This is a genomic window from Actinomycetospora termitidis (assembly GCF_030286555.1).
Taxonomy (GTDB): domain Bacteria; phylum Actinomycetota; class Actinomycetes; order Mycobacteriales; family Pseudonocardiaceae; genus Actinomycetospora; species Actinomycetospora termitidis.
Genome location: NZ_JASVWF010000005.1, coordinates 171,011 through 195,073, shown reverse-complemented (window position 1 = coordinate 195,073; position 24,063 = coordinate 171,011). Strand labels below are relative to the sequence as shown.

23 protein-coding genes and 1 pseudogene are annotated in these 24,063 nt (G+C 75.5%); 9 read left to right on the top strand and 15 right to left on the bottom strand.

Annotated features, from left to right (window positions below):
* Positions 1-15: 15 nt before the first annotated feature.
* The 6 genes from QRT03_RS21685 to QRT03_RS21660 are packed head-to-tail and all read right to left on the bottom strand — an operon-like array spanning position 16 to position 5,326.
* Complete coding sequence (locus QRT03_RS21685; RefSeq protein WP_286055133.1) at positions 16-432, bottom strand: cupin domain-containing protein; 417 nt, start codon at positions 430-432, stop codon at positions 16-18.
* A 12-nt stretch (positions 433-444) separates the two neighbouring features.
* The gene (locus QRT03_RS21680; protein WP_286055132.1) at positions 445-1,410 is read right to left on the bottom strand and encodes an NAD-dependent epimerase/dehydratase family protein; all 966 of its coding nucleotides are present in this window, start codon (positions 1,408-1,410) and stop codon (positions 445-447) included.
* A complete protein-coding gene (locus tag QRT03_RS21675) occupies positions 1,407-2,519 on the bottom strand; it encodes a DegT/DnrJ/EryC1/StrS family aminotransferase (protein ID WP_286055131.1) in 1,113 nt (370 codons plus the stop codon). Before QRT03_RS21675 ends, QRT03_RS21680 begins: the two co-directional genes overlap by 4 nt.
* Positions 2,516-3,184: a dTDP-4-dehydrorhamnose 3,5-epimerase family protein gene (locus QRT03_RS21670; RefSeq protein ID WP_286055130.1), complete on the bottom strand. Its 669-nt coding sequence runs from the start codon at positions 3,182-3,184 to the stop codon at positions 2,516-2,518. Before QRT03_RS21670 ends, QRT03_RS21675 begins: the two co-directional genes overlap by 4 nt.
* Positions 3,181-4,092, bottom strand: coding sequence for a glucose-1-phosphate thymidylyltransferase RfbA (rfbA, locus tag QRT03_RS21665; protein ID WP_286055129.1), 912 nt, complete (start codon positions 4,090-4,092; stop codon positions 3,181-3,183). Before rfbA ends, QRT03_RS21670 begins: the two co-directional genes overlap by 4 nt.
* Before the next feature lie 4 nt (positions 4,093-4,096).
* Positions 4,097-5,326 carry a class I SAM-dependent methyltransferase gene (locus QRT03_RS21660; RefSeq protein WP_286055128.1) on the bottom strand — a complete coding sequence of 410 codons (1,230 nt, stop codon included), beginning with the start codon at positions 5,324-5,326 and terminating at the stop codon, positions 4,097-4,099.
* Positions 5,327-5,634: 308 nt separating this feature from the next.
* On the opposite strand from QRT03_RS21660, the gene QRT03_RS21655 reads away from it, so the two are divergent.
* The 9 genes and pseudogenes from QRT03_RS21655 to QRT03_RS21615 all read left to right on the top strand — a co-directional run.
* Positions 5,635-6,429 carry an AfsR/SARP family transcriptional regulator gene (locus tag QRT03_RS21655; RefSeq protein ID WP_286055127.1) on the top strand — a complete coding sequence of 265 codons (795 nt, stop codon included), beginning with the start codon at positions 5,635-5,637 and terminating at the stop codon, positions 6,427-6,429.
* Positions 6,430-6,544: 115 nt separating this feature from the next.
* Positions 6,545-7,207 carry a VC0807 family protein gene (locus tag QRT03_RS21650; protein WP_286055126.1) on the top strand — a complete coding sequence of 221 codons (663 nt, stop codon included), beginning with the start codon at positions 6,545-6,547 and terminating at the stop codon, positions 7,205-7,207.
* Between the two features lie 70 nt (positions 7,208-7,277).
* Positions 7,278-8,258, top strand: a complete 981-nt coding sequence (locus QRT03_RS21645) for an ATP-binding cassette domain-containing protein (protein WP_286055125.1) — start codon at positions 7,278-7,280, stop codon at positions 8,256-8,258.
* Complete coding sequence (locus QRT03_RS21640) at positions 8,255-9,049, top strand: ABC transporter permease (protein WP_286055124.1); 795 nt, start codon at positions 8,255-8,257, stop codon at positions 9,047-9,049. Before QRT03_RS21645 ends, QRT03_RS21640 begins: the two co-directional genes overlap by 4 nt.
* Positions 9,050-9,165: 116 nt before the next feature.
* Positions 9,166-10,626 (top strand): NDP-hexose 2,3-dehydratase family protein, encoded by a 1,461-nt coding sequence (locus QRT03_RS21635; RefSeq protein WP_286055123.1) that lies wholly within the window; start codon positions 9,166-9,168, stop codon positions 10,624-10,626.
* A gap of 20 nt (positions 10,627-10,646) precedes the next feature.
* Complete coding sequence (locus QRT03_RS21630; protein ID WP_286055122.1) at positions 10,647-11,918, top strand: beta-ketoacyl-[acyl-carrier-protein] synthase family protein; 1,272 nt, start codon at positions 10,647-10,649, stop codon at positions 11,916-11,918.
* A complete protein-coding gene (locus QRT03_RS21625; protein ID WP_286055121.1) occupies positions 11,915-13,120 on the top strand; it encodes a ketosynthase chain-length factor in 1,206 nt (401 codons plus the stop codon). Before QRT03_RS21630 ends, QRT03_RS21625 begins: the two co-directional genes overlap by 4 nt.
* 21 nt (positions 13,121-13,141) lie before the next feature.
* On the top strand, positions 13,142-13,393 hold the full coding sequence (locus tag QRT03_RS21620; RefSeq protein WP_286055120.1) for an acyl carrier protein: 252 nt from the start codon (positions 13,142-13,144) through the stop codon (positions 13,391-13,393).
* Positions 13,390-13,962 (top strand): annotated as a pseudogene (locus tag QRT03_RS21615) (VC0807 family protein); the annotation flags it as partial. The gene QRT03_RS21620 and the pseudogene QRT03_RS21615, both read left to right, overlap by 4 nt.
* 23 nt (positions 13,963-13,985) lie before the next feature.
* Here the strand turns inward: QRT03_RS21615 and QRT03_RS21610 are convergent.
* From QRT03_RS21610 to QRT03_RS21570, 9 genes are read right to left on the bottom strand one after another with little or no spacing between them, the layout of a single operon-like run.
* Complete coding sequence (locus tag QRT03_RS21610; protein ID WP_286055119.1) at positions 13,986-15,371, bottom strand: NADH-quinone oxidoreductase subunit N; 1,386 nt, start codon at positions 15,369-15,371, stop codon at positions 13,986-13,988.
* Positions 15,368-16,912, bottom strand: a complete 1,545-nt coding sequence (locus QRT03_RS21605) for a complex I subunit 4 family protein (protein WP_286055118.1) — start codon at positions 16,910-16,912, stop codon at positions 15,368-15,370. The genes QRT03_RS21610 and QRT03_RS21605 overlap by 4 nt, the downstream gene beginning before the upstream one ends.
* Before the next feature lies 1 nt (position 16,913).
* Entirely contained in the window at positions 16,914-18,779 is a 1,866-nt protein-coding gene (locus QRT03_RS21600; RefSeq protein ID WP_286055117.1) for a proton-conducting transporter transmembrane domain-containing protein, read from the bottom strand.
* Positions 18,776-19,078, bottom strand: coding sequence for an NADH-quinone oxidoreductase subunit K (locus tag QRT03_RS21595; RefSeq protein WP_286055408.1), 303 nt, complete (start codon positions 19,076-19,078; stop codon positions 18,776-18,778). Before QRT03_RS21595 ends, QRT03_RS21600 begins: the two co-directional genes overlap by 4 nt.
* A 5-nt stretch (positions 19,079-19,083) precedes the next feature.
* Entirely contained in the window at positions 19,084-19,566 is a 483-nt protein-coding gene (locus QRT03_RS21590; RefSeq protein ID WP_286055116.1) for an NADH-quinone oxidoreductase subunit J, read from the bottom strand.
* Entirely contained in the window at positions 19,563-20,420 is an 858-nt protein-coding gene (locus QRT03_RS21585) for an NADH-quinone oxidoreductase subunit H (RefSeq protein ID WP_286055115.1), read from the bottom strand. The genes QRT03_RS21590 and QRT03_RS21585 overlap by 4 nt, the downstream gene beginning before the upstream one ends.
* A gap of 40 nt (positions 20,421-20,460) precedes the next feature.
* Positions 20,461-21,504 (bottom strand): hypothetical protein, encoded by a 1,044-nt coding sequence (locus QRT03_RS21580; protein WP_286055113.1) that lies wholly within the window; start codon positions 21,502-21,504, stop codon positions 20,461-20,463.
* Positions 21,495-21,854, bottom strand: coding sequence for an NADH-quinone oxidoreductase subunit A (locus tag QRT03_RS21575; RefSeq protein WP_286055112.1), 360 nt, complete (start codon positions 21,852-21,854; stop codon positions 21,495-21,497). Before QRT03_RS21575 ends, QRT03_RS21580 begins: the two co-directional genes overlap by 10 nt.
* Complete coding sequence (locus tag QRT03_RS21570) at positions 21,851-24,052, bottom strand: heavy metal translocating P-type ATPase (protein ID WP_286055111.1); 2,202 nt, start codon at positions 24,050-24,052, stop codon at positions 21,851-21,853. The genes QRT03_RS21575 and QRT03_RS21570 overlap by 4 nt, the downstream gene beginning before the upstream one ends.
* Between the last annotated feature and the right edge of the window lie 11 nt (positions 24,053-24,063).

Below are 24,063 nucleotides of genomic sequence, written 5' to 3'. Positions count from 1 at the left end.
AGGGCCTCCTGCGGCTCAGCCGACCCGCGGCGGGGCGGCGTCGGGGTGGGGGACGGGGACGGTGTCGACGTGGCCGTCGGCGGGGTCGGGGGCGAGCGGACCGAGGAAGAGCACGGCGCGCGCCGTGTCCGGACCGGTCTGGCGCATCACGTGGCGGGCCCCGCGGCGGACGTAGGTGGCGTCGCCGGCGGCGAGGTGGAGCTTCGTGCCGTCCACGACGACCTCCACGGCGCCGGCGACGACGAGGACGTGCTCGTCGGTCCACGGGTGGTAGTGCTCGCTGATCTCCTCCCCGGGCTCCAGGACCGCCTGGGCGAGGAAGCCGGCGTGGGTCCCGGCGGAGGCCGGGGTCAGCAGCGGGTAGATCGCGCCGCCCATCCGGCGGCTCGGGGTGACGTCCTCGGTGCGGACGACGACGGGGGTGCGGGACACGGTCGGTTCTCCTCAGACGGGGACGGGTCGGGTGGCGACGGCGTCGGCGACCTCGTCGAGGCCGGTGCCGAGCGGGGTGCGCGCCCGCCACCCGGTGACCGCCCGGAAGGCGGCGGGGTCGACCTCGACGGAGTGGAAGTCGGTGGGCGCGGCGTGATCCGGGGCGGGGACCTGCACCACGGGCACGGGTTCGCGTCCGGTGCGGTCGGCGATCCGGGTGGCGAGGCCGCGGACGACGGCCCCGAGCGGGACGCCGATCCCCGTGCCGATCACCCAGGGCCGGCCCGCGAGCCGGTCGGCGTGCCGGACGGCGGCGTCGAGGGCCGCGGCGACGTCCCGGACGTGGAGCAGGTCGCGGCGCACCGACCCGTCGTGCCAGAGCGTGAGGTCCCGCCCGGCGGCGGCGCGCTGCGCCATGGCCGCGACCACCCCGGTCCCCGGGGCGGCGGGGTCGGCTCCCCGCCCGTAGACGGTGGGCAGGCGGACCGGGACGGCCGGCAGGCCGGACTCCAGCAGGGCCCGTTCGGCCGCGAGCTTCTGCCGGTCGTACGGGGTCCGGGGGTCGTCGGGCTCGGTGCCGTCGAGGCGGATCCGCTCCGGGCACCCGGCGATCCCGACCGTGCTGGCGGTCACCACGGGCACCCGGCGGTCGCGCAGGGCCGCGACCAGTGCCCGGGCGGGCCCGACGGTGCCGGCCTCGCCGGCCGGGTCGTCGTCGGCGACCCGCCACGACCGTCCGGGGACGAGATGGGCGACGAGGTGCACGACCGCACCGGCGCCCGCGACGACCCGCGCGAGGTCGTCGGGGTCGGTCGCGTCGACGGCCGCGGTCCGCACCGTCGGTCCCACGGCGCGCGGGGCCCGCCGTCCGACGGCGACGACCTCCGTGCCCCGCCGCGCCAGGTGCGTGACCAGGGTCGACCCCAGGTAGCCCCCGGCGCCCAGCACCAACACCGGCCCGATCACGGTGCCGCTCACGGGGCCCCCAGCACGGTGCGCACCGCCGCGACGACGTCGTCCTGCGTGCCCTTGTCTAGCGACGAGTACATCGGCAGCGAGAGGATCTCGCCCGCGAGCCGCTCGGTCACCGGCAGCGACCCCGGCCCGAGTCCCAGGTGCGCGAACCCGCTCATCGTGTGCACCGGCCAGCGGTAGCTCACGGTCAGCTCGATCCCGTGCGCACGCAGACCCTCGAGCAGCTCCTCCCGCTCCGGGTGGCGTGCGACGTAGAGGTAGTAGGAGTGCTCGTTGCCCGGGGTCACCGGCGGGAGGGTGAGACCGTCGACGTCGCCGAGGCCCTCGGCGTAGCGGCCGGCGATCGCGCGGCGCGCGGCGACGTAGTCGTCGAGCCGGCGCAGCTTGCGCCGCAGGATCTCGGCCTGCACCGCGTCGAGGCGGGCGTTGTGCCCCGGGGTCTGGACCACGTAGTACTGCTGCGCCATCCCGTAGTAGCGCAGCCGGCGCAGGTCGGCGTCGACGTCCGGCTCGGCGGTGACCACCGCGCCCCCGTCACCGTAGGCGCCCAGGATCTTCGTCGGGTAGAAGGAGAACGCGGCGGCGTCGCCCATCGTCCCGGCGAGGCGACCGTGGTGGCGGGCGGCGTGCGCCTGGGCGCAGTCCTCGAGCACCCGCAGCCCGTGGCGCGAGGCGACCGCCTGCACCGCGGCCATGTCGACGCACTGCCCGTAGAGGTGCACCGGCACGATCGCCCGGGTCCGCGACGTGACCGCGGCCTCGAGGAGGTCGGTGTCCATCAGCTGGTCGTCGGCGCGGACGTCGACGAACACCGGGACCGCGCCGATCTGGTCGATCGCGACGACCGTGGGCGCCGCGGTGTTCGACACCGTGATCACCTCGTCGCCGGGGCCGACGCCGAGGGCGCGCAGCCCGAGCACGATGGCGTTCGTGCCGTTGTCGACCCCGGTGGCGTGCGGCAGGCCGTGCCAGGCGGCGAACTCCGCCTCGAAGGCCTCCACGGCCGGCCCGAAGACGAGGCGGCCGGACGAGAACACGGTGTCGACGGCGTCGAGCAGGTCCTCGCGCTCGTCGGCGTACTCGGGCAGGTAGTCCCAGACGCGCACGGTCATGACGACGGGTCCTCTCCGTACAGGCGGCGCTCGAGCGCGACGCAGGTCGGGTGGTCGGGGAGCAGGCCGGCGGCGCGCAGCTCGGCCAGCCCGGGCGCCGCGGTGTCCCGCGGCGACATCGCGGCGGGCGGCAGGTCGTCGGGCAGCGCGAGGCCGATCTCCGGGTCGTGCACCGAGACGGCCCGCTCGTGCTCGGGCTCGTAGGAGGTGGAGAGCAGGTAGGTCATCGAGGCGCCGTCGGTGAGGGCGACGAACGCGTGGCCGACCCCGACGGGGAAGGACACGGCCTGCCCGCGGGCGGCGTCGAGCCGCACCGCGTCCCAGACCCCGAAGGTCGGGGAGCCGACCCGCAGGTCGACCACGTAGTCCAGGACCGAGCCCGCCGAGCACCAGACGTACTTGGCCTGGCCCTCGGGGGTCGTCGAGTAGTGGATCCCGCGGACCACGCCGGCCGCCGACCGGCTGAAGCTGGCCTGCCGGACGGCGAAGAGCCGTCGGCCGGTGCGGGCCAGGTGCTCGGGCTCGACGAACGGGGACACGAACGCGCCGCGGTCGTCGCCGAACACCGGGGGCGCGATCGTCCAGGCGCCCGCCACGGCGAGGTCGCGCACCGTGCCCGGGGCGTCGGTGGTGTCGAGCCGGGTGTCGATCCCGAGGGCGCTCACACCGCCTCCAGCACGGTCGGGGTCGGACGGTCGGCCTGGTCGGCGACGGCGACGACGTAGCGCCCGTAGTCCGAGGAGGCGGAGAGCTCGCCGAGGCGGCGGGCCTGGGCGGGGGAGATGAACCCCATCCGCAGGGCGATCTCCTCGGGGCAGGCGATCCGCACCCCGTGGCGCGACTCGACCACGGCCACGTACTGCGCGGCGTCGAGCAGCGAGGCGTGCGTGCCGGTGTCGAGCCAGGCGAAACCGCGGCCGAGGGTCACGAGTTCGGCGGTGCCGCGCCGGACGTAGGCGGCGTTGACGTCGGTGATCTCCAGCTCGCCACGCGCGGAGGGCTCCACGTCCGCGGCGACGTCGAGGACGTCGTTGCCGTAGAAGTAGAGCCCGGTGACCGCGACGTCGCTCGGGGGGTCGGCCGGCTTCTCGACGACGGCCGTGAGCCGGCCGTCGTCGTCGATCGCGGCCACGCCGTACCGGGCGGGATCCGCGACGACGTGGCCGACCAGCACCGCACCACCCCGGTGCTCCACGGTCGCCCGGCAGTGCGCGAGCACGTCGGAGAACCCGGCACCGTGGAACAGGTTGTCGCCCAGGACCAGCGCGACGTCGTCGTCCCCGACGAAGTCCCGGCCCACGACGAGCGCGTCCGCGATCCCGCGGGGCCGGTCCTGCTCGGCGTACTGCAGCTCGATCCCCAGGTCGGCCCCGTCGCCGAGCAGCGCGCGGAAGGCCGGCAGCGCCTCGGGCGTCGAGATCACGAGAATCTCCCGGATGCCGGCCAGCATGAGGACCGACAGCGGGTAGAAGATCATCGGCTTGTCGTAGACCGGGAGCAGCTGCTTGCAGACCGCCCGCGTGGTGGGGTGCAGCCGGGAGCCGGTGCCGCCGGCCAGGAGGATGCCGCGCACGTCCTCACACCACCCGGACGTCGGGCACGTAGAGGATCCAGCGCCCGCCGGCCGCGCGGAACGCCGCCTCGCGGTCCAGGATCTCCGCGGCGTGGTTCCACGCGAACAGCAGCGCGTAGTCCGGGTACGGCTCGGCGAACGTGCTCGCCGGGCGCACCGGCAGGTGCGCCCCGGGCGTGACCCGGTGCTGCTTCTCCGGGGTGGTGTCGACGACGGCCTCGACGAGGTCCGTCCCGATGCCCGCGTAGTTCGTCACCGTGGCGCTCTTGGCCGTCGCCCCGTAGGCGACCACGCGGGCGCCCTCGGCCCGCAGCCGCTCGAGCAGCGCGACCAGGTCGGCGGCGTTGGCGGCGACCGCGTCCGCGAAGCGGCGCAGCGTGGCGGGGGAGTGCAGGTCGGCGGCGGCCTCCTGGGCCAGCAGCTCGCCCACCGCCGCGTCCGGCGTGCGCCGGCCGGCCCGGGCCAGCGTGTAGCGGACCTCGCCGCCGTGCACCGGCAGGCGCTCCACCCCGACCAGCTCGAGGCCGTGGCGGGCGGCCGCGTCCGCGACCGTCGTCGCGCTGAACAGGAAGAAGTGCTCGTCGTAGATCTGGTCGTAGGACGTCTTCGCGACGATGTCGCCCAGGTAGGGGTCCTCGAAGACGAACACCCCGTCGTCGGTGAGCAGCTCCGCGACCCCGTCGAGGATCGAGCCGAGGTACGGGATGTGGCAGATGGTGTTGGCCGCGTAGACGACGTCGGCGGGCCCGTGCTCGGCGCGGACCGCCCGGGCGGTGTCCACCTCGAAGAACGCGGTGAGCACGGCGACGCCCTGCTCCGCAGCGGTCCGCGCGATCCCGGAGGACGGCTCGACCCCGAGGTGGCGTACGCCCTCGGCGGCGATGGTGCGCAGCATGACGCCGTCGTTGGAGCCGATCTCGACCACGAACGGGTCGCTCCGGCCGGACAGCTCGCCGGCGAGCAGCGACTTGGCGAGGGCCTCGAAGTGCGCCCGCATCACCGAGGAGCCGGAGGACCGGTAGGGGTAGTGCTCCCCGAACATGGCCTCGCGGGGGACCTCGTCGAGCAGCTGCACCATGGTGCAGTCGGCGCAGGTCCCGACACGCAGCGCGTACGTGAACTCCTCGCCGGGCGCGGGCGCCTCGACCGGGAACACGTCGGAGAGCGGTTGGCGGCCGAGGTCGAGGAACATCGTCACCACCCCGCCGCAGATCCGGCAGGTCGATTCGGGCATCGCGGGTCCCCTCTCGGGTTCGGCGTCGGTGCCCAGCACGCTGGGCAGCACGCCTCGAGGGCCGCTCGACGCCCGCGCGAGGGTCGACCGAGAGCCGCCCGAGAGCCGTCCGAGGACCGTCCGGACGCCGCGGCAGGGCCGTCCGGAGCCCTCCGCGCAACCGGTTGCCCGATCGGACCTCGCGGCTGTGGCGGGGACCACACTGCGGTCGCCGGGAGCGGCCGTGACCTTCAGCGTCGAGTCCGTCACCCACGGTGGGCCCCGGGTCGAGTCCGACCCCTCGCCACCGCTCGAACCCGGAGGTCCTGATGGAGTTCGCCCTGCTCGGAGGCCTGGACGTGCACAGCGAGGACGGGCGCGGCCGACCGACGGCGCCCAAGCAGCGCCAGGTCCTCGCCGCGCTGCTCCTCAACGCCAACCGCGTCACGTACGTCGACTCGCTCGCCACCGAGCTGTGGGGCGACCACCCGCCGGAGAGCCTGCTGACGACGTTGCAGACCTACATCTACCAACTACGACGGCTGCTCTCCGGCTCCACCGACCCCGACGTGGCCGCGGGCGGGGTGGGGATCGAGACCCGACCGCAGGGGTACCTCCTGCGCACCCCGGCCGGCTCCGTCGACGTCGAGGTGTTCACCGACGCCGTCGGTCGGGCCCGGGCCGTCCTCGACACCGAGCCCGAGGAGGCGTCCCGGATGCTCGCCGACGCGCTCCGCCTCTGGCGCGGGCCGGCCCTCGCCGACGTGGAGTGCGGCGACGTGCTGTCCGGCCACGTCGCGCACCTCGACGAGCTGCGCCTGTGCGCCGTCGAACTGTCCCTGGAGGCCGGGATGCGGGCGGGCCGGCACCGCGAGCTCATCGGTGACCTCAAGCGGCTCGTCCGGACCCACCCGTTCCACGAGACCTACCACGCGCAGCTCGTGCGGGCGCTGGCGCTGTCGGGCCGCCGTCAGGAGGCGGTGGACGCGTACCGCTCGGTGACCGCCCTGCTGCGCCGGGAGCTCGGCGTCGACCCCTCCGCCTGCCTCGAGGACGCGTTCCGTGTCGTGCTCGGGGCGCCCGACGGCCGGCGGTCCGGGGCACCGGTCGATCGCGCCGCCTGACCGGCGCGTGGCCGGGACCGAGCCGGGGTACACGGAACCTGACACCTCCGGACCGGCCGTCGCCGCGCCCGGCACCGGACATCCGCGGCCCCCCCGGGCCGCACGAGAGGTCGCGATGACCCCGCAGGACGCCGCGGAGCGCAGCTCGCCCCCCGCGGGCACCACCCCCACCCCCACCTCGTCGTGGCGGACGATCGCGTGGACCCTCGTCGTCGACGTCATGGTCCCCTTCGCCGCGTACCTGGCCCTGCTCGGGCTCGGGGTCCACGAGGCCGCCGCGCTCGCGACGGCGGGCGGTGTCGCCCTGGTCCGTGCCATCGTCATCTGGATCCGCGAGCGCGAGGTCGGGGCGCTGTCGATCCTGCTCGTCGTCCGCTTCTCGCTCGGCGTCATCGCCGCGCTGCTCACCGGCGACGCCCGGTTCGTGCTCGCGAAGGACTCGGTCATCACCGCGTCGGTCGGGCTCGCGATCCTGGCGAGCCTCGCGTTCGCGAAGCCGCTGATCTACTACATCCGGCGCAGCCTCTCGCCGCGCCCGCGGGCCTTCGACGCCCAGTGGACCCGCTCCCCGGAGTTCCGGGCGCTCAACCGGCGCATGACCTGGGTGTGGGGCCTGGGCCTGATCACCGAGTCGTCCCTGCGCGTCCTGGTGATCTACACGCTGCCGATCGAGGTGGCCGCGCTGCTCAGCCAGGCGATGGCCGCCCTCGCGATCATCCTGCTGGTCGCCTGGACGCAGTGGTACGGGCGCCGCAGCCCGGTCGATCCCGAGGGCTGATCTCGAGGACGGCTCGAGGACCAGAACAAGGAGCCTGACACCTGCGCTCTGACGTGTCAGGCTCCTGATCGTGGACGACAACGCGATCGAGGCCGAGGGCCTCGTCAAGCAGTTCCGGGGGAACGTCGGACTCGCCGGCATCGACCTGCGCGTCCCGGCCGGGAGCGTCCTCGCGCTCCTCGGCCCGAACGGCGCGGGCAAGACGACCGCCGTCCGGATCCTCGGCACCCTGCTGCGCCCGGACGCCGGGCACGCCCGGGTCGGCGGTCTGGACGTGGTCGCCCGGGCCCACGAGGTCCGCGGGCTGATCGGACTGACCGGCCAGTACGCGGGGGTCGACGAGACCCTCACGGGCACCGAGAACCTCGTGCTCGTCGGCCGCCTGCTCGGCCTCGCGCGCCGCGCGGCCCGGGCCCGGGCCGCGGAACTGCTCGCGGAATTCGGCCTCGTCGACGCCGCCACCCGCCCCGCCGCCACCTACTCCGGGGGCATGCGCCGCCGGTTGGACCTCGCCGCCAGCCTGGTGGGCCGACCCCGGGTGCTCTTCCTGGACGAGCCGACCACCGGCCTCGACCCGGCGAGCCGGGTGGAGCTGTGGGCGGCGGTCCGCGGGCTGGTCGACGGCGGCACCACGGTCCTGCTCACCACGCAGTACCTGGAGGAGGCCGACCGGCTCGCCGACGACGTCGTCGTCCTCGACCGGGGGCGCGTCGTGGCCGCGGGGACCCCGGACGGCCTCAAGGCGAGCCTGGGCGGCTCCGCGCTCGAGCTGCGTCCGGTCCTCGCCGACCGCCTCGACGTCGTCGCCACGACGGCCCGCGACCTGGCCCGCGGCGAGGTCACCGTCGTCGACGGGGCGGTGCGGGCCACGGTCTCCGACCCCGACGTGCTGCCCGCCGTGCTGCGCCGCCTCGACGAGGCCGGCGTGCACCTGGCCGAGGTGAGCCTGCGCCGGGCGAGCCTCGACGAGGTCTTCCTGTCCCTGGTCGACACGCCGTCGCGGGTCGACCCGACCCCCCGCACCGCCACCCGGACCGGGAGCCCCGCATGATCCTCACCTCGACGCCGACCCGGTCCGTCGGGCCGCTGACCGCGCTGCGGCAGGCGATGACGATGGCCTGGCGCAGCCTGCTCCAGATCCGGCACAAGCCGACCGAACTGCTCGACCTGTCCGTGCAGCCGGTGATGTTCACCCTGCTGTTCACCTACGTCTTCGGCGGGGCGATCGCGGGCAGCCCGGGCGCCTACCTCGACTTCGCGTTCGGCGGGCTCGTCGTGCAGAACGCGCTCTTCCTGTCGATCTATGCGGCGATCGGGCTCGCGACCGACCTGCGCCAGGGGCTGCACGACCGGTTCCGCAGCATGCCGATCGCCCGCTCCGCGCCGCTCGCCGGACGCCTGCTCGCGGACGTGGTGCGCCAGCTGTGGTCGTTCGCGGTGCTGCTCGTCGTCGGGTTCGTGCTGGGCTTCCGGCCCGACGCCGGTCCGGCGGCGCTCCTCGGGGCCGCGGCGGTCCTGGTCGTGTTCACGCTCGCGTTCTCCTGGATCCCGGTGTGGATCGGGGTGCTGGCCCGCGACCCGGAGAAGGTCCAGGTGTTCGGGTTCGTGCTCGTCCTCCCGATCACGTTCACCAGCAATGCGCTCGTGCCGCTGGACACGATGCCCGGCCCGCTGCGGGCCTGGGTCGCGCTCAACCCGGTCACCGCGGCCAACGACACCCTGCGCTCCCTGCTCACCGGGACGACGCCGCTCGGGCCGCCGCTGCTCGCGACCCTGGCCTGGTCCGCGGCGGTGACGCTCGTGTTCGCGACCGCCGCGATGCGGGCGCTCGCCCGGCGCTGAGCCGGCGTCGAGCACCTCGCCCACCGGTCCTTGCGCGACCGTCGAGCGTCGCGCCGGAGGGTCGGTCCCGGCACCACCCCCACCTCGTCACCACCACCGCATCCCAGGGAGCCGACATGACCGTGCTCGCCCCCGGCCTGGCGCCGGCCGACGACCAGGAGCTCACCGGCCTGCTCGCCGCGTCGGCCGCCGCGGAGGTCCCCGACGGCGGGGCCGCGCTCCTCGGCTGGCTCGCCGACCACGACCGGCACGCCGCCATGACGGTGCACCGCGCCGACCTCGCGGCCCTCGAGGGGTGGACCGACGACCCCGTCGGCGGCCGCATCCACCACCGCTCGGGGCGCTTCTTCGCCGTGGAGGGCCTGGACGTCCAGGTGCCCGGTGCCCCGGTGGAGCACTGGCAGCAGCCGATCATCCGGCAGCCCGAGGTCGGCGTCCTGGGCATCCTCGCGACCCGGATCGGCGGGGTGCTCCACCTGTTGATGCAGGCCAAGGTGGAGCCGGGCAACCCGGTCGGCCACCAGCTCTCGCCCACGGTCCAGGCGACCCGCAGCAACTACCAGCGTGCCCACGGCGGTCGCGCCGTGCCCTACCTGGAGTACTTCCTCGGGACCGTGCCCGGCGCCCGAACCGTGGTCGACGTCCGGCAGTCCGAGCAGGGCTCCTGGTTCCTGCGCAAGCGCAACCGCAACGTCGTCGTCGAGGTCCCCGGGGGGCCGGAGGCCGTGCCCGCCCGGCCCGGCTTCCGGTGGTGCACCCTCGCGGAGGTCCACCGGGCCCTCGCGGTCACCGACGTCGTCAACATGGACACCCGGACCGTCCTGTCGTGCCTGCCGCTGGCCGGCGGGGCGCTGCGGCCGGCCGGGGCCGGACGTCCGGACGACTTCCGGGCCGCGCTGCTGCGTTCCATGCTCGGGGAGAGCGGCGGGGTCCACCGGACCGCCGACCTGCTGAGCGACCTCACCGTCGCGCGCACCGAGACCGACGTCGACGTCGGCCGCGTCCCGCTGCACACGCTCCAGGGCTGGTCGCGCCGCGACGGCGCGATCGTCCACGACGACGGGGCCTACTTCTCGGTGGTCGGGGTCGACGTCGTCGCCCGGGGCCGCGAGGTCGCCCGCTGGTCCCAGCCGATGTTCGCGGCCCACGGCACGGGCCTGGTCGCCTTCGTGGTCCGCCGCATCGGCGGGGTCCTGCACGTCCTGGCCGCCCTGCGCACCGAACCGGGGTTCGTCGACGCCGTCGAGCTCGCCCCCACCGTGCAGTGCACGCCGGAGAACTACGCGCACCGGCCGGCCTCGCAGCGCCCCGCGTACCTGGACCGGGTCCTCGCGGCCGACCCGGACCGCCTGCGCTTCGACACCGTGATGAGCGAGGAGGGCGGGCGCTTCCACCACACCCGCACCCGCTACGTGGTCGTCGAGGAGACCGGGGACGACCCGGACCTCGTCACCGGACCCGGTCACCGCTGGGTGACCCTCGCGCAGCTCTCCGAGCTGGTCCGGCACAGCCACTACCTGAACGTGCAGGCCCGCAGCCTGCTGACCTGCCTGCACTCGCTCGCCCTGTGCGCCTGAGGACGACCGGAGGATTCGCCATGGGAAGACGTGTCGCCATCACCGGCATCGGGGTCGTCGCCCCGGGCGGTATCGGCGTCGAACCGTTCTGGGACCTGCTCACCGCCGGACGCACGGCCACCCGGACCATCTCCTTCTTCGACCCCACCCCCTTCCGCTCGCGGGTGGCGGCCGAGGCCGACTTCGACCCCGCCCGGCACGGCTTCGACGCCCGCGAGGCCGTCGAGCTCGACCGTTCCGCCCAGTTCGCCGTCGTCGCCGCACGGGAGGCCCTCGCCCACAGCGGCATCGCGCCGACCGACCCGGACGACCGCGCCCACCGCTGGGGGGTCACGGTCGGCAGCGCGGTCGGGGCCACCATGGGCCTCGACCGGGAGTACGCGGTGGTCAGCGAGGGCGGATCGCGCTGGCTGGTCGACCACACCCGTGCGCCCGCCCGCCTGTTCGACTACTTCGTCCCGAGCTCGATCTCCGCCGAGGTCGCGGGCCGGTTCGGGGTCGAGGGGCCGGTGGCCATGCTCTCGGCGGGCTGCACGAGCGGGCTCGACGCGGTCGGGCACGCCGCCGCCCTGATCGCGGAGGGCTCCGCCGACGTCATGCTCGCCGGCGCCACGGATGCGCCCATCTCGCCGATCACGGTGGCCTGCTTCGACGCCATCAAGGCCACCACCGCCCGCAACGACGATCCGGCCACCGCCTCCCGGCCGTTCGACGGCACCCGCGACGGGTTCGTGCTGGGGGAGGGCGCGGCGATGTTCGTCCTCGAGGAGCTCGACGCCGCCCGCGCCCGGGGCGCGACCATCGTCGCCGAGCTCGCCGCCCACGCGTCGCGCTGCAACGCCTTCCACATGACCGGGCTGCGCGCCGACGGACGGGAGATGTCCGTCGCGATCGACGCGGCGCTCGCCGACGCCAAGCTCGACCCCGAGCGGGTCGACCACGTCAACGCGCACGGGTCGGGCACGGTGCAGAACGACCGGCACGAGACCGCCGCGGTGAAGCGCAGCCTGGGCGAGCACGCGCGGCGCACCCCGATGAGCTCGATCAAGTCGATGATCGGCCACTCGCTCGGTGCGATCGGGTCGCTGGAGCTCGCGGCGTGCGCCCTCGCGGTCGATCGCGGTGTCGTCCCGCCGACCGCGAACTACGCGGTGCCCGACCCGCAGTGCGACCTCGACTACGTCCCGCGGGAGGCCCGCCCCGCCGACCTCGACGTCGTCCTGAGCGTCGGCAGCGGCTTCGGCGGCTTCCAGAGCGCGGTGGTCGTGACCCGCGAGGGGGTGCTCGGATGACCGCCGTCGTCACCGGCCTGGGCGTCCTCGCCCCCACCGGCGCGGGCGTCGAGACGTACTGGGCGGCGACCCTGGCGGGCCGCAGCGCGCTCGCCCCGCCGACCCGTTTCGACGCGACGGGGTACCCGCACCGGCTCGCCGGGGAGATCGACCTCGACGTCGCGGCCCTGGTCCCGCGCCGGCTCCTCGCCCAGACCGACCACATGACCCGGCTCGCGCTCGTGGCCGCCGAGTGGGCCCTCGCGGACGCCGTGCTGGAACCCGCGGAGCAGCCGGAGTACGCGATGAGCGTCGCGACGGCCTGCTCGTCCGGCGGGTTCGAGTTCGGCCAGCGCGAGCTGCAGAAGCTCTGGGGCCACGGACCGCACCAGGTGAGCGCCTACCAGTCGTTCGCCTGGTTCTACGCGGTGAACACCGGCCAGATCTCCATCCGGCACGGCATGCGCGGACCCAGCGGGGTCCTCGTGGCCGAGCAGGCGGGCGGGCTCGACGTGCTCGGGCAGGCGCGGCGGCTGCTGCGCGGGCCGGCCGCGCTCGTCGTGAGCGGCGCGGTCGACGCGTCGCTGTGCCCGTGGGGCTGGGTCGCCACCGGCACCTCCGGGCGGGTCAGCACCTCCGACGACTCGGCGCGGGCCTTCCTCCCGTTCGACGCGGCCGCAGGCGGGCACGTGGTCGGGGAGGGGGGCGCCCTGCTCGTGGTCGAGGAGGCCGCCGCGGCCGCCGCCCGCGGCGTCACCCGGCCGTACGGCACCGTCGCGGGCTACGCGGCCACCTTCGACCCGCGCGACCCGCGACGCGAGCCGGGGCTGCGCCGCGCCGTCGTCGGTGCCCTGGCCGACGCCGGGCTCGAGCCGTCCGACGTGGGCGTCGTCTACGCCGACGCCGCCGGCACCCCCGAGCTCGACGAGCAGGAGGCGGCCGCGCTCCGGGACGTGTTCGGCGCGAACCGGGTCCCGGTCACCGCGCCGAAGGCCGGCGTCGGCCGACTCTCCTCCGGCGGCGGCCCGCTGGACGTGGCGACGGCCCTGCTCGGCCTGCGCGACGCCGTCGTCCCCCCGACCCCGAACGTCACCGCCCCGCGTCCCGATCTCGGCCTCGACCTCGTCGTCGGCGGGGCGCGCGAGGTCGAGCACGACGCGGCCCTGGTCCTGGCCCGAGGCCAGGGCGGCTTCAACGCCGCCGTCGTCGTCACCCGTCCCTGAAGCACGAGAAGGAGAACCACCATGCGCAGCCTCACCGGACCCGAACTCGCCGCCCTGCTCTCGGACGCGGGCGGCCCCCCGGACGTCACGCTCGACCCCGAGGCGTTCATGTCCACGCCGTTCGCCGACCTCGGGTACGACTCCCTGGCGGTGCTCGAGACCCTCACCCTCGTCCAGGCGCGCTGGGGCGTGTCCCTGCCCGACGACGTGGTCGCCGCCGCCACGAACCCGGCGGACCTGCTCGTCGTCCTGAACCGCGAGCTGGTCGCGTGAGCGGCGGGGCCACGCGGACCACGTGGGCGACCGTCGTCGCGTCGCTGGGCTGGGACGTGGCCCTGCCCTTCGTCTGTTACCTCGCCCTCTCGGCCGCCGGGTGGTCCGCCGTGGCGGCCCTCGCGGCGGCCGGGGGCGTGGCCCTGGTGCGGGCCGGGATCGTGCGGCTGCGCACCGGGGTGCTCGGGGCACTCCCGCTGCTGCTGTGCGGGAAGTTCGCCCTCGGCGTCCTCGCGGCCCTCGTCACCGGCGACGCCCGCGTCGTCCTGGCCAAGGACGCGGTCGTCACGGCGTGCCTGGGGGTCGTCTTCCTGGTCACGTTGCTCGCCCGACGGCCCGCGATCTACCACGTCCGCCGGGGGCTGGGCGGGGACCCGGACGCGTGGGCGGCCCGGTGGGACTCCTCGCCGGCGTTCCGCACGCTGCACCGGAGGATGACCGCGACGTGGGGCACGGTGCTGCTCGCCGAGGCGGCGGTGCGCGTGCTGCTGGCCGTCACGCTGCCGCTGGAGCCCGCCGCCCTGGTCGTCCCGCTGCTCGGTGCCCTGACGATCCTCGCGCTCGTCGCGTGGACGCAGTGGGCGGCCGGCTCCTACGAGACGACGGCGGCGACCGTGCCCACGAGCGACACCGCCGAGAGCACCACCGCGACCGCCCGGGCCCGCGGCGCGACCGGGTCGCGCAGCACCGGGTCGCCCGCGGAGAACACCGGGGCGATCCAGCGCAGGTAGTAGAAGAGGCTCGCGATCGAGTTCAGCACCGCGACGCCCGCCAGCCAGGCCCACCCGCCGTCGAGCGCGGCCGTGAAGCCCGCGAGCTTCCCCGCGAACACGACCGTCGGCGGCGTCCCGACCAGCCCGAGCAGCCCCACCGCCAGCGCCACCGCGAGCCCGGGGTGGCGGCGCGCCAGGCCCCGCTGGTCGCCGATCTCCAGCGCCTGCGGGCGGGCGGCGAGCACCGCGAAGACCGCGAGGTTCGTGACGACGTAGGCCGCCAGGTAGCCGAGCAGGGCCGGGAGTGCCAGCGCGGTCTCCCGGGCGACCACGACCGGCACCAGCAGGTAGCCGACCTGGCTGACCGTCGAGTAGGCGAGCAGCCGGCGCAGCGAGGTCTGGGCGAACGCGGCCAGATTGCCGAGGGACATGGAGCCGACCGCGACGATCGCGAGCAGCAGCGGCACGGGCACACCGGGGACGGCCAGGGCGAGCCGCCACAGCGCGACGAGCGCGCCCACCTTGGCCGTGGTGGTGAGCACCGCCCCGGTGACGGGGGAGGTGCCGTCGACCGCGTCCGGCACCCAGAAGTGCGCGGGCACGGCCCCCGCCGTCATGAGCAGCCCGGCCAGCACCAGCACTATCCCGACGGCGGGTGCGGGCCCCGTGAGCCCGGCGAGCGCCGGGTAGGCGGTGGCACCCGCCAGCCCGAGCAGCAGCGTCGTCCCGGCCAGCGCGAGCAGACCGAACAGCGCCGAGGACAGGAAGTACTTGAGCGCGGCCTCCGTCGAGCGCCCGTCGCGCGCGAGCCCGGCCAGCGCCGCCAGCGGCAGCCCGGCGAGCAGCACGGCGGACGCGAGCAGCAGCAGGTCGGTCGCCCCGCCGAGCAGCATCGCGCCGACCGCGGACAGCTGGAGCAGCACGGCGAACGCGGTGTCCACCCGCGCGCTCGTCGGGCTCGCCCGGTCGGGCGTCCCGCCGAGGGCGGACGGGTCCCCGGCCAGCACCAGCGTCACGACGACCGCACCCGCCACGATCACCCGCACCGCCGCGGTCGCGCCGTCCACGGCGAACGTCCCGCCGAAGGCCGGGCCCGCGACCGGTGCGGCCACCGCCACGACCCCCGCGGCCAGCGCGGCGACCACCCCGATGCCGCGGACCGCGCCCTCCCGCCCGGGCGGCAGCCACGTCCCGACCGCGAGCCCCAGCACCGCCCCGAGCGCGAGCAGCGCCTCCGGGGCGAGGGCGAGCAGGTCGCGCGTCACCGCGACACCAGGTCCACCACCGAGGTCGCGGCGGGCGCGATCGTCGTCGTGACGAGGGCGGGGGCGATCCCGATCGCGAGCGACGCCGCCAGCAGGAGCCCGACCGCCGTCGTCTCGGCGACGCGCAGGTCGGGGGAGACCGGTCGGCGGAAGACCCCGGTGCTCCGGATCGGCGGACGCTCCGCAGCCGCAGGCAGGTGGCGGTCCCCGAGCAGCATCGACTGCACCGCCCGCAGGAACAGCCCGGCGGTGATCGCGAGGCCCAGCGCCGCGAGGACCGTCGCCACCGGAACCGCGGGCAGCGACCCGGCGAGCATGGAGAACTCGGCGACGAAGCCGGAGAGCCCGGGCAGGCCCAGCGAGGCGAACGCCGCCACGGCGAACGTCCAGGAGAACCGCGGCATCGGCCCCGCGAGACCGGACCAGGCGCCGATCACCGACGTGCCGCCGCGCTCGCGCAGCGTCCCGGCCAGCAGGAACAGCGCTCCGGTGACCAGGCCGTGGCTCACCATCTGCACCGTCGCCCCGGTGACGGCGAGGACCCGCGCCTCGGACCCGGCGGCCGCGTACCCGGCGGCACCCAGCGCCAGCAGCACGTAGCCCATGTGGTTCACCGAGGTGTAGGCGACGAGCCGCTTGAGATCCCGCTGGGCGAGGGCCACGAGCGCACCCGACAGCACCGAGACCACGCCCAGGACCACCGCGACGAGCGCCGCCCCGCGCCACGGACCGGGCAGCAGCGGCAGCGCGATCCGGACGAAGCCGTAGGTCCCCATCTTCAGCAGCACCGCCGCCAGGACGGCCGATCCTCCGGCGGGGGCGTCGGTGTGGGCGGGCGGGAGCCAGGTGTGCAGCGGCCACACCGGGGTCTTGATCGCCAGGCCGATCCCGATCGCCGCGAGCGTCAGCATCCCCGCGACGCCGCGGTCCGCCAGCGGGTTCGTGGCGGCGAGCGTCGGGATGTCGAAGGTGATCTGCGGTACGGCGACGGCCAGCGACAGGAACCCGAGGAGCATCACCAGCGACCCGACGAACGTGTACAGGAAGAACTGCAGCGCGCTCCTCGCCCGCGCGCCGGAACCCCACCCCGCGATCACGAAGTACATCAGCACGATCGAGACGTCGAAGAACACGAAGAACAGCACCAGGTCGAGTGCGGTGAACACCCCGACCGACACGGCCTCGAGCCCGAGGAACAGCAGCACGTAGCCCCGGGTGCGGCGCTCGTCGGTGTCGCCGTCCCCCGCCGGGTCGTGGCGCAGCGAGTACAGCGCCACCGCGAGGAACACCAGCGTCGTCATCGCGACCAGCGGCGCCGAGATCCCGTCGAGCCCCAGATGGTAGCCGACCCCGAACGCCGGGATCCACGGCACGGCGACCTCGTGGGCATAGCCGACCCCCACCGACGTCCACGCGACGACCGCGAGCACCACCTCGAGCAGCGCGAGCCCCGTCCACGCGCCGAGCAGCACCTCGCGGCGGGTCACCGGCACGAGCAGCAGGGCCACGGCCAGCGGCGCGACCCACATCACGGTCAGCACCTCAGCGCACCCCCGCCCACACCACGACGGCGGCGAGCGCCCCCAGCGTCCCGATCGCGATCACCCCCTGGGCGTAGTACTGGTGCTGCTGTCCGGTCTGCGGGCGCCGCGCGAGGTCACCCAGGCGCCGCACTCCCGCCGCGAGCGCCCCGACGGCGGCTGCGAGGGGCTGCTCGCCCCGGCGTTCGACGCCGCGGGCCAGCGCCGGGACGGCGGCCACCGCCCGCGGCAGGGCCTGCCCGAGCGTCGCGTCCGCGCGCTCGGTCAGCCGGGCGAGGGCCGTCACGGGCTTCCCGACGGCGGGTCCGAGGAGTCCCAGCCCCAGCCAACGCCGCGCGACGCCCGCGGCCCGGCCCCACACCGGCGACCTGACCTGCAGCGGGCGGCTGTGCAACGCCCACGTCGCCGCGGCGGCGAACACGACGACCACTCCCGTCGTCACGAGCTCACCCGCGTCCGCTCGTGGCACGAGCCCGACCGCCACCGCGATCCCGCCCAGCGCCGCGGCCGGCACCGTCAGCGCCGCGAGGGCCAGGGTGATCGCGAGCGGCACGCGGCGGCGGGCGCGGTCGGGACCCCGGCGGATCGACGGGGACCGCACCGGGCGCCACACGAACCACGCGGCGCGCGTCGCGCCGACCGCCGAGAGCGCGGTGGCGAGCAGGCCGGCGACGGTCAGCAGCCCGTCGCCGAGCGGGATGCCGACGAGCACGGCGTCCTTGGTCCACCACAGCGACAGCGGCGGGACCCCGGCGAGCGCGACCGCCCCGACCGTGAACGGGATACCGACGGCGGGATGACGGCGGGCGGCGCCGCGCAGCGCGGGCAGCGCGCGGGTCCGGAGCACGGCGAGCCACCCGCCGGCGGCGAGGAACAGCAGGGCCTTGACCGCCGCGTGCGCCACGAGGAGGCCGGCGGCCCCGCTGAGTGCGCCCACCCCGGCGCCCAGGACCATCAGCCCCACCTGCGCGCAGGTCGACGCGGCGAGCAGCTGTTTGAGGTCGCGCTGGCACGCGCCGATCAGCCCGAGCACGACCGCGGTCAGAGCCCCGACCCAGGCCACGAGCGTCGCCGCCCACCCGGTCGCGGCGAGCAGCGGCCCGGCCCGCAGGAGCAGCACGGCGCCGGCGGCGACCATGGTCGCGGAGTGCAGCAGGGCCGACACCGGGCTCGGGCCCAGCATCGCGCCGGAGAGCCACGCGGAGAACGGCAGCTGCGCGGACTTGCCGAGCGCGGCGAGCACGATCCCGGCGGCGATCAGGCCCTGCCAGGCCGGGTCACCCGCCGTCAGGAAGGCGAGACCGAGCCCGGGGACGCCGGCGGCGAGGGCCGCGCCGGTGGCGACGTAGAGGCCGAGGTCGGTCGTCCTCGTCGTCAGGAAGGCGCGGCCGGCGGCGGGCCCCACGGCGGGGTCGCGCCGGTCGAACGCGATCAGCGCCCAGCTCGCCGCGCCCATGACCTCCCACGGCGCGAGCAGGGCGGGGAGGGTCGCGGCGGTGACGGTCGCGAGCATGGCGCCGAGGAAGACCAGCACCATCCCGACGAAGCGGCCGCGCCGCAGCCGCTGCTCCCCGGCGGCCGCGAGCAGGACGAGCGCGCCGATCACCGTGACCGTCACGACGAGGACCGCCGCGAGGCCGTCGACGGCGTAGGTGAACGTGACGGGGCCGAGCAGGGGGACCACGAGCATCGGGGTCGCGCGCGTGCCGACCGCGGTCGCGAGCTCGACCGCGAGCACGGCGGACACCACCGCCGCGACGAGCCCGGCGGCCACGATCGGCGCCCCGGTCGCGCGGGGGAACGCCGTGAGCAGCACGAGGCCCGCGAGGACGGGGACGGCGAGCAGCAGGGCGAGCAGGAGGGTCATCCGGCGAGCTCCGCGGCGTCGTCGGTGAGGTCGACCTGCCGGGCCCGGTAGAGCGCGAGCGCGACGGCGAAGCCCAACGCCATCTCGACCGCCATCACGGTGACCAGCACGACGACGAGCACGCTCGCGTCCGTGCCGCCGCCCCCAGCCCACCAGAACGCCCCGGCACCGAGGATCAGGCCGTTCACGACGAGCTCCAGGCCCATCATGATCATGACGATCGACTGCTGCGACAGGGCGCCGTAGAGCCCCGTCGCGACGAGGGCGGCGGCCACGGTCAACGCGATGCGCAGCACCAGCTCGGTCACCGGCGGCTCACCGCCACGGCCACCGTCCCGACGATCGTCGCCAGCAGCGCCAGGCCCAGCGTCATCATGGTGAGCATCTGCGGGCCCATGAGCGCGTCGCCGAGGGCGACGGTCGGGTCCTGGGCCGCGCGACCGGTCGTCGGGAACGGCACCAGCCAGGCGCCCGCGGCGAGGAGGCCGAACACGACCAGCGCGATCGCCCAGGAGCCCCACCGGTTGTGGACCATGGTCATCGGCATCAGCCCGGCCGGGTTCATCATCAGCATGACCATGAAGACCGCCATGATCATCATCTCGATCGTCATCATCAGGACGATCACCGTCCCGAGGTAGCCCAGGCCGAACGCGATCAGCAGCACCGCGACCGCGACGAACGAGGCCAGCAGCAGGAACGTCGCGCGGGCCATCGAGTTCACGGTGAACACGAGCAGGCCGGTGCCGACGGCGACGACGCCGAGGGCGCCCACCAGGGCGATCACGTCAGCACCACCACCGTCACGACGAGGGCCTGGGCGACGGCGAGGGGGATGAGGACCGTCCAGGCGAGGGTGACGAACCGGGCCGTGCGCAGCATCGGCACCACCCGGCGCGCGGCCAGGAGCAGGCCGATCACGACGACGAGCTTGACGGCGAACCACAGCGCAGGCAGACCGGGGAACGGGTCCGGCCCGGTGATCGGCGGGGGAGCGCCGCCGCCGAGGAACAGCGGGACGGCCATCGCCGCACCCGCCGTCAGGAGCATCCAGCGGCCCGCGTGCAGCAGCAGGCGGCCCAGCCCGGCGTGCTCGGCCACGGCGCCGCCGGCGAGGTCACGACCCAGGGGAGCGGCGAACGGACCCCAGAACGCCATGGCCGCGACCGACACCAGGTAGAGCACGAAGGCCGCGGGCATCCACACCGCGTACCAGAGGTCGTGCTGGGCGGCGGCGATCGTGGCCGGCGCGAGCGACCCGGCGGCGATCGCGGGGGTGATGATCGCGAGCATGTGCGGGAGCTCGTAGGCCAGCCCCAGCGGCAGCATCCGGTAGCCACCGGCCAGGCTCGTCACGGCGTTCGGCCCCCACCCGGCGACCCACACCGCGAACCAGGCGAGGACCTCCATGGCGTTGAACCACACGACGCCGACGTCGAGGTCGACCGGGGCGGTGTCCCCGAGCGGGACCACCGCGAGCGCGAGGACGGCGGCCACCGGCAGGACGGTGAGGCCGATCCGGGCGAGCGCGGGGTCGTCGGCCGGGGTGCGGCGGCGCTGCTTCGCGAGCAGGCGGAGGGTCTCGACGACGGGGGTGGCCGGGTGGTCCCCGGCGGTGACGGCGCCCGCGCCCGCCGCCATCCCGGCGACGACGACCAGCGCCGGCGCGAGGACGACGAGCTCAGTGATGGTGGTGATGGGTCACCTCCCCCTGGGGCGGGGCGTACGCGGCGACCGGACCCGCGCCGAGCGTCGTGTCCGGGTCCATCGCGGCGAGGGCCAGGCGGGCGGCCCCGAGCTCGAGGCCGATCATCGCCTGGGTGGCCTTCTCCGGCGTCGGCCGCACGGGCGGTGCCAGGCTGCCGCCGAGGGCGCGCGCGAGCGCGAGGACCCGCTGCTCGACGGTGCGCTCCTCGACCGGCCCGCCGACCAGGGCGATGTCGCGGGTGGCCCAGCGCAGCGGGCGGTGCCGGGCGAGGCGGCGGCCGAAGGTGGTGAGTTCGCCGGGCTCCGGGTCGTGGTCGCGCAGGTCCCGCGCCCGGGCGGCGAGGTGGTCGGCGCCCAGGAGCCCGAGCACGCGCGTGAGGATGTCGAGCCGGGTGCGGTCGGGGCCCAGCGGCGAACGCCCGCGGCTGCCGGGTCCGACGGTGGCGGGCACGTCGAGGACCTCGGCCCGCGCGTCGGTGACCAGGTCCCCGGCCAGCGTCGCGTGCACCACGAGCCCGGCGGGCCAGTGCGGCAGCACCGGGCCGAGCGCGACGTGCACGGCGTCCAGGGCGAGCCCGTCGCGGTCGTAGAAGGCGAGGTCGGCCATCTGCGCGTCGGCCACTCCGGTGTCGGCTCGGTCGCCCACTCCGGTGTCAGCAGTGCGGCCATGCTGACGCTGGACGGCACAATCGGACGTCGTATCGCCGCCCCGCCCCGCCAGCCGCGCCGCCGCATCGTCGAGCACCGACCGGACCGCACCCGGCGTCGTCACCCCGACCGCCACCCGTGGCGCCGGCACCGTCGCCCACACCGCCCGCACGACCTGCGCGAGGCGCGGGCCCGGCGTGCCGAGCACGAGCAGGACGTCGGTGTCGGCGGGCGAGGTCGCGGACGGCCAGCGACGGCGGGCGAGCTCGACCTCGACGGCGAGCCGCAGCGGCAGGTCGTCGGGGGAGACCGGGGCGGGCGCGATCGTCAGCACGTGGGGGCGGCGGGCCGCGAGGCGCCTCAGGACCACCGGAACGCGCCCTCGCGCCACGCGTAGCCCACGCCCACCAGCAGGATCCCGAGGAACACGAACATCTCGACCGCCGCCGCCGGGCCCGACCGGGCCACGACCAGCGTCCACGGGTACATGAAGAGCATCTCCATGTCGAAGGCCAGGAACACCAGGGCGAGGGTCGGCCACCGGACGTGCCAGCGGGACACCGCGTGCTCGACCACCGGCATCCCGCCGACGTGCGGCGCGGCCACCAGCGGACGCCGCGTCCCGGCCACGACCCGCACCAGCCACGACCCGGCCACCACCAGCCCCACCCCGACCAGGGCGGCGCCGGCGACCACCGCGAGCGCGACGAATCCCGTCACGAGAACCGTCGCAGCCGCAGGCTGTTGCCCACCACGAAGACGCTGGAGAACGCCATGGCCGCGCCGGCGACCATGGGGTTGAGCAGTCCGAACGCCGCCAGCGGGATGGCCGCGACGTTGTAGGCGAACGCCCAGAACAGGTTGCCCCGGATCGTGCCGAGCGTCCGGCGGGCGAGGCGCAGGGCGTCCGGGACCGCCCGGAGGTCCTCGCGGACCAGGGTCACGTCGCCCGCCTCGATCGCGACGTCGGTGCCCGTGCCCATGGCGAGCCCGAGATCGGCGCGGGCGAGCGCGGCCGCGTCGTTCACGCCGTCGCCCACCATCGCGACGGCGTGCCCCTGCGCCTGCAGCTCCGCGACCGCGTCGGCCTTCTGCTCGGGCAGCACCCCGGCGCGGACGTCGTCGATCCCCACCTGCGCGGCGACGGCGCGAGCCGCGGTCTCGTGATCGCCGGTCAGCAGGACCGGACGCACGCCGAGGGCGCGCAGCGCCGCGACCGCGTCCGCGGAGGTCTCCCGGACGGTGTCGGCCACCGCGAGCACCGCCCGCGCCGCGCCGTCCCAGCCCACGACGACGGCGGTGGCCCCGTCGGCCTGCGCCGCCTCGAGGTCGGCGCGCAGCTGCGCGGACAGCTCCAGACCGCGCTCGGCGAGCAGCACCGGGCGACCGACGAGCATGGAGTGGCCCTCCACGGTCCCGCTCACCCCCAGCCCGTCGATCGTGCGTGCGTCGTCCACCGCCGGCAGCGGCCCGCGGCGACGTCCCGCCTCGGCGATCGCCCGCGCGATCGGGTGCGTGGAGCCGTCCTCGACCGCGGCGGCGAACCGCAGGGCGGTCCCGTCCACCTCGCCGACCACGCGCATCTCCCCGGTGGTCAGGGTGCCGGTCTTGTCCAGGACCACGGTGTCGACGCGCCGGGTCGACTCCAACACCTCCGGGCCACGCAGCAGGATGCCGAGCTGCGCGCCGCGTCCGGTCCCGACCATCAGCGCCGTCGGGGTCGCGAGCCCCAGCGCGCACGGGCAGGCGATGATGAGCACGGCGACGGCGGCGGTGAAGGCCCCGCTCACGTCGCCCGCCAGCACGAGCCACGCCACGAACGTCAGCACGGCGACCGCGACGACGATCGGCACGAACACCCCGGAGACCCGGTCGGCGAGGCGCTGGATGTCGGCCTTGCCGTTCTGCGCGTCGGCCACGCGCTGCGCGATCCGGGCGAGCTGGGTGTCGGCCCCGACCCTCGTCGCACGCACCACCAGCCGCGACCCCACGGCGACGCATCCACCGATCACCGCGGACCCGGGCGCGACCTCGACCGGCACCGACTCGCCGGTCACCGTGCTCGCGTCGACCGCGCCGACCCCCGAGACGACCTCACCGTCGGTCGCGATGCGCTCGCCCGGCCGGACCACGAACTCGTTCCCGACGACGAGCCGCTCCGCCGGCACCCGCTGCTCGGTCCCGTCCACGAGCAGCGCGACGTCCTTCGCGCCGAGGTCGAGCAGCGCACGCAACGCGGCTCCGGCCCGCCGCTTGGCCCGTGCCTCGAAGAACCGCCCCGCCAGCACGAACGTCGTGACGGCGGCTGCGGTCTCCAGGTAGATCGCGTCGCCCGGGTCGCTCGTGAAGGACAGCTCGTGCGTCATCCCCGGCATCCCGGCGTCGCCGAACAGCAGCGCCCACACCGACCAGGCGAGGGCGGCCAGGGTCCCGAGCGAGATCAGCGTGTCCATGGTGGCGGTGCCGTGGCGCAGGTTGAGCGCGGCCGCCCGGTGGAACCGCCACCCGCCCCAGAGCACGACCGGCGCGGCGAGGACGAGCGAGATCCACTGCCAGTCCGCGAACTGCCACGCCGGGACCATCGCGAGGGCGACGACCGGCACCGTGAGCACGAGGCTGACCAGCAACCGGTGGCGGAGCTCGTCGGTCTCCGCGTCGCCGTCGTCGTCGCCGTCGCCCGACCGGTCGGCCGACGGCGGGGTCGCGCCGTAGCCCAGACCCTCGACCGTGGCGACGAGGGTCTGCGCCGAGACGTCGGGGGAGTGGCGGACGTGCGCGTTCTCCGTGGCGTAGTTGACCGTCGCGGTGACGCCCTCGAGCCGGTTGAGCTTCTTCTCGATGCGCATGGCGCACGAGGCGCAGGTCATTCCGGTGATGGCGAGCTCGGTGCTCGTGGGCGCGTCGGTGGTCGTCGCCATGGGTGCAGTGA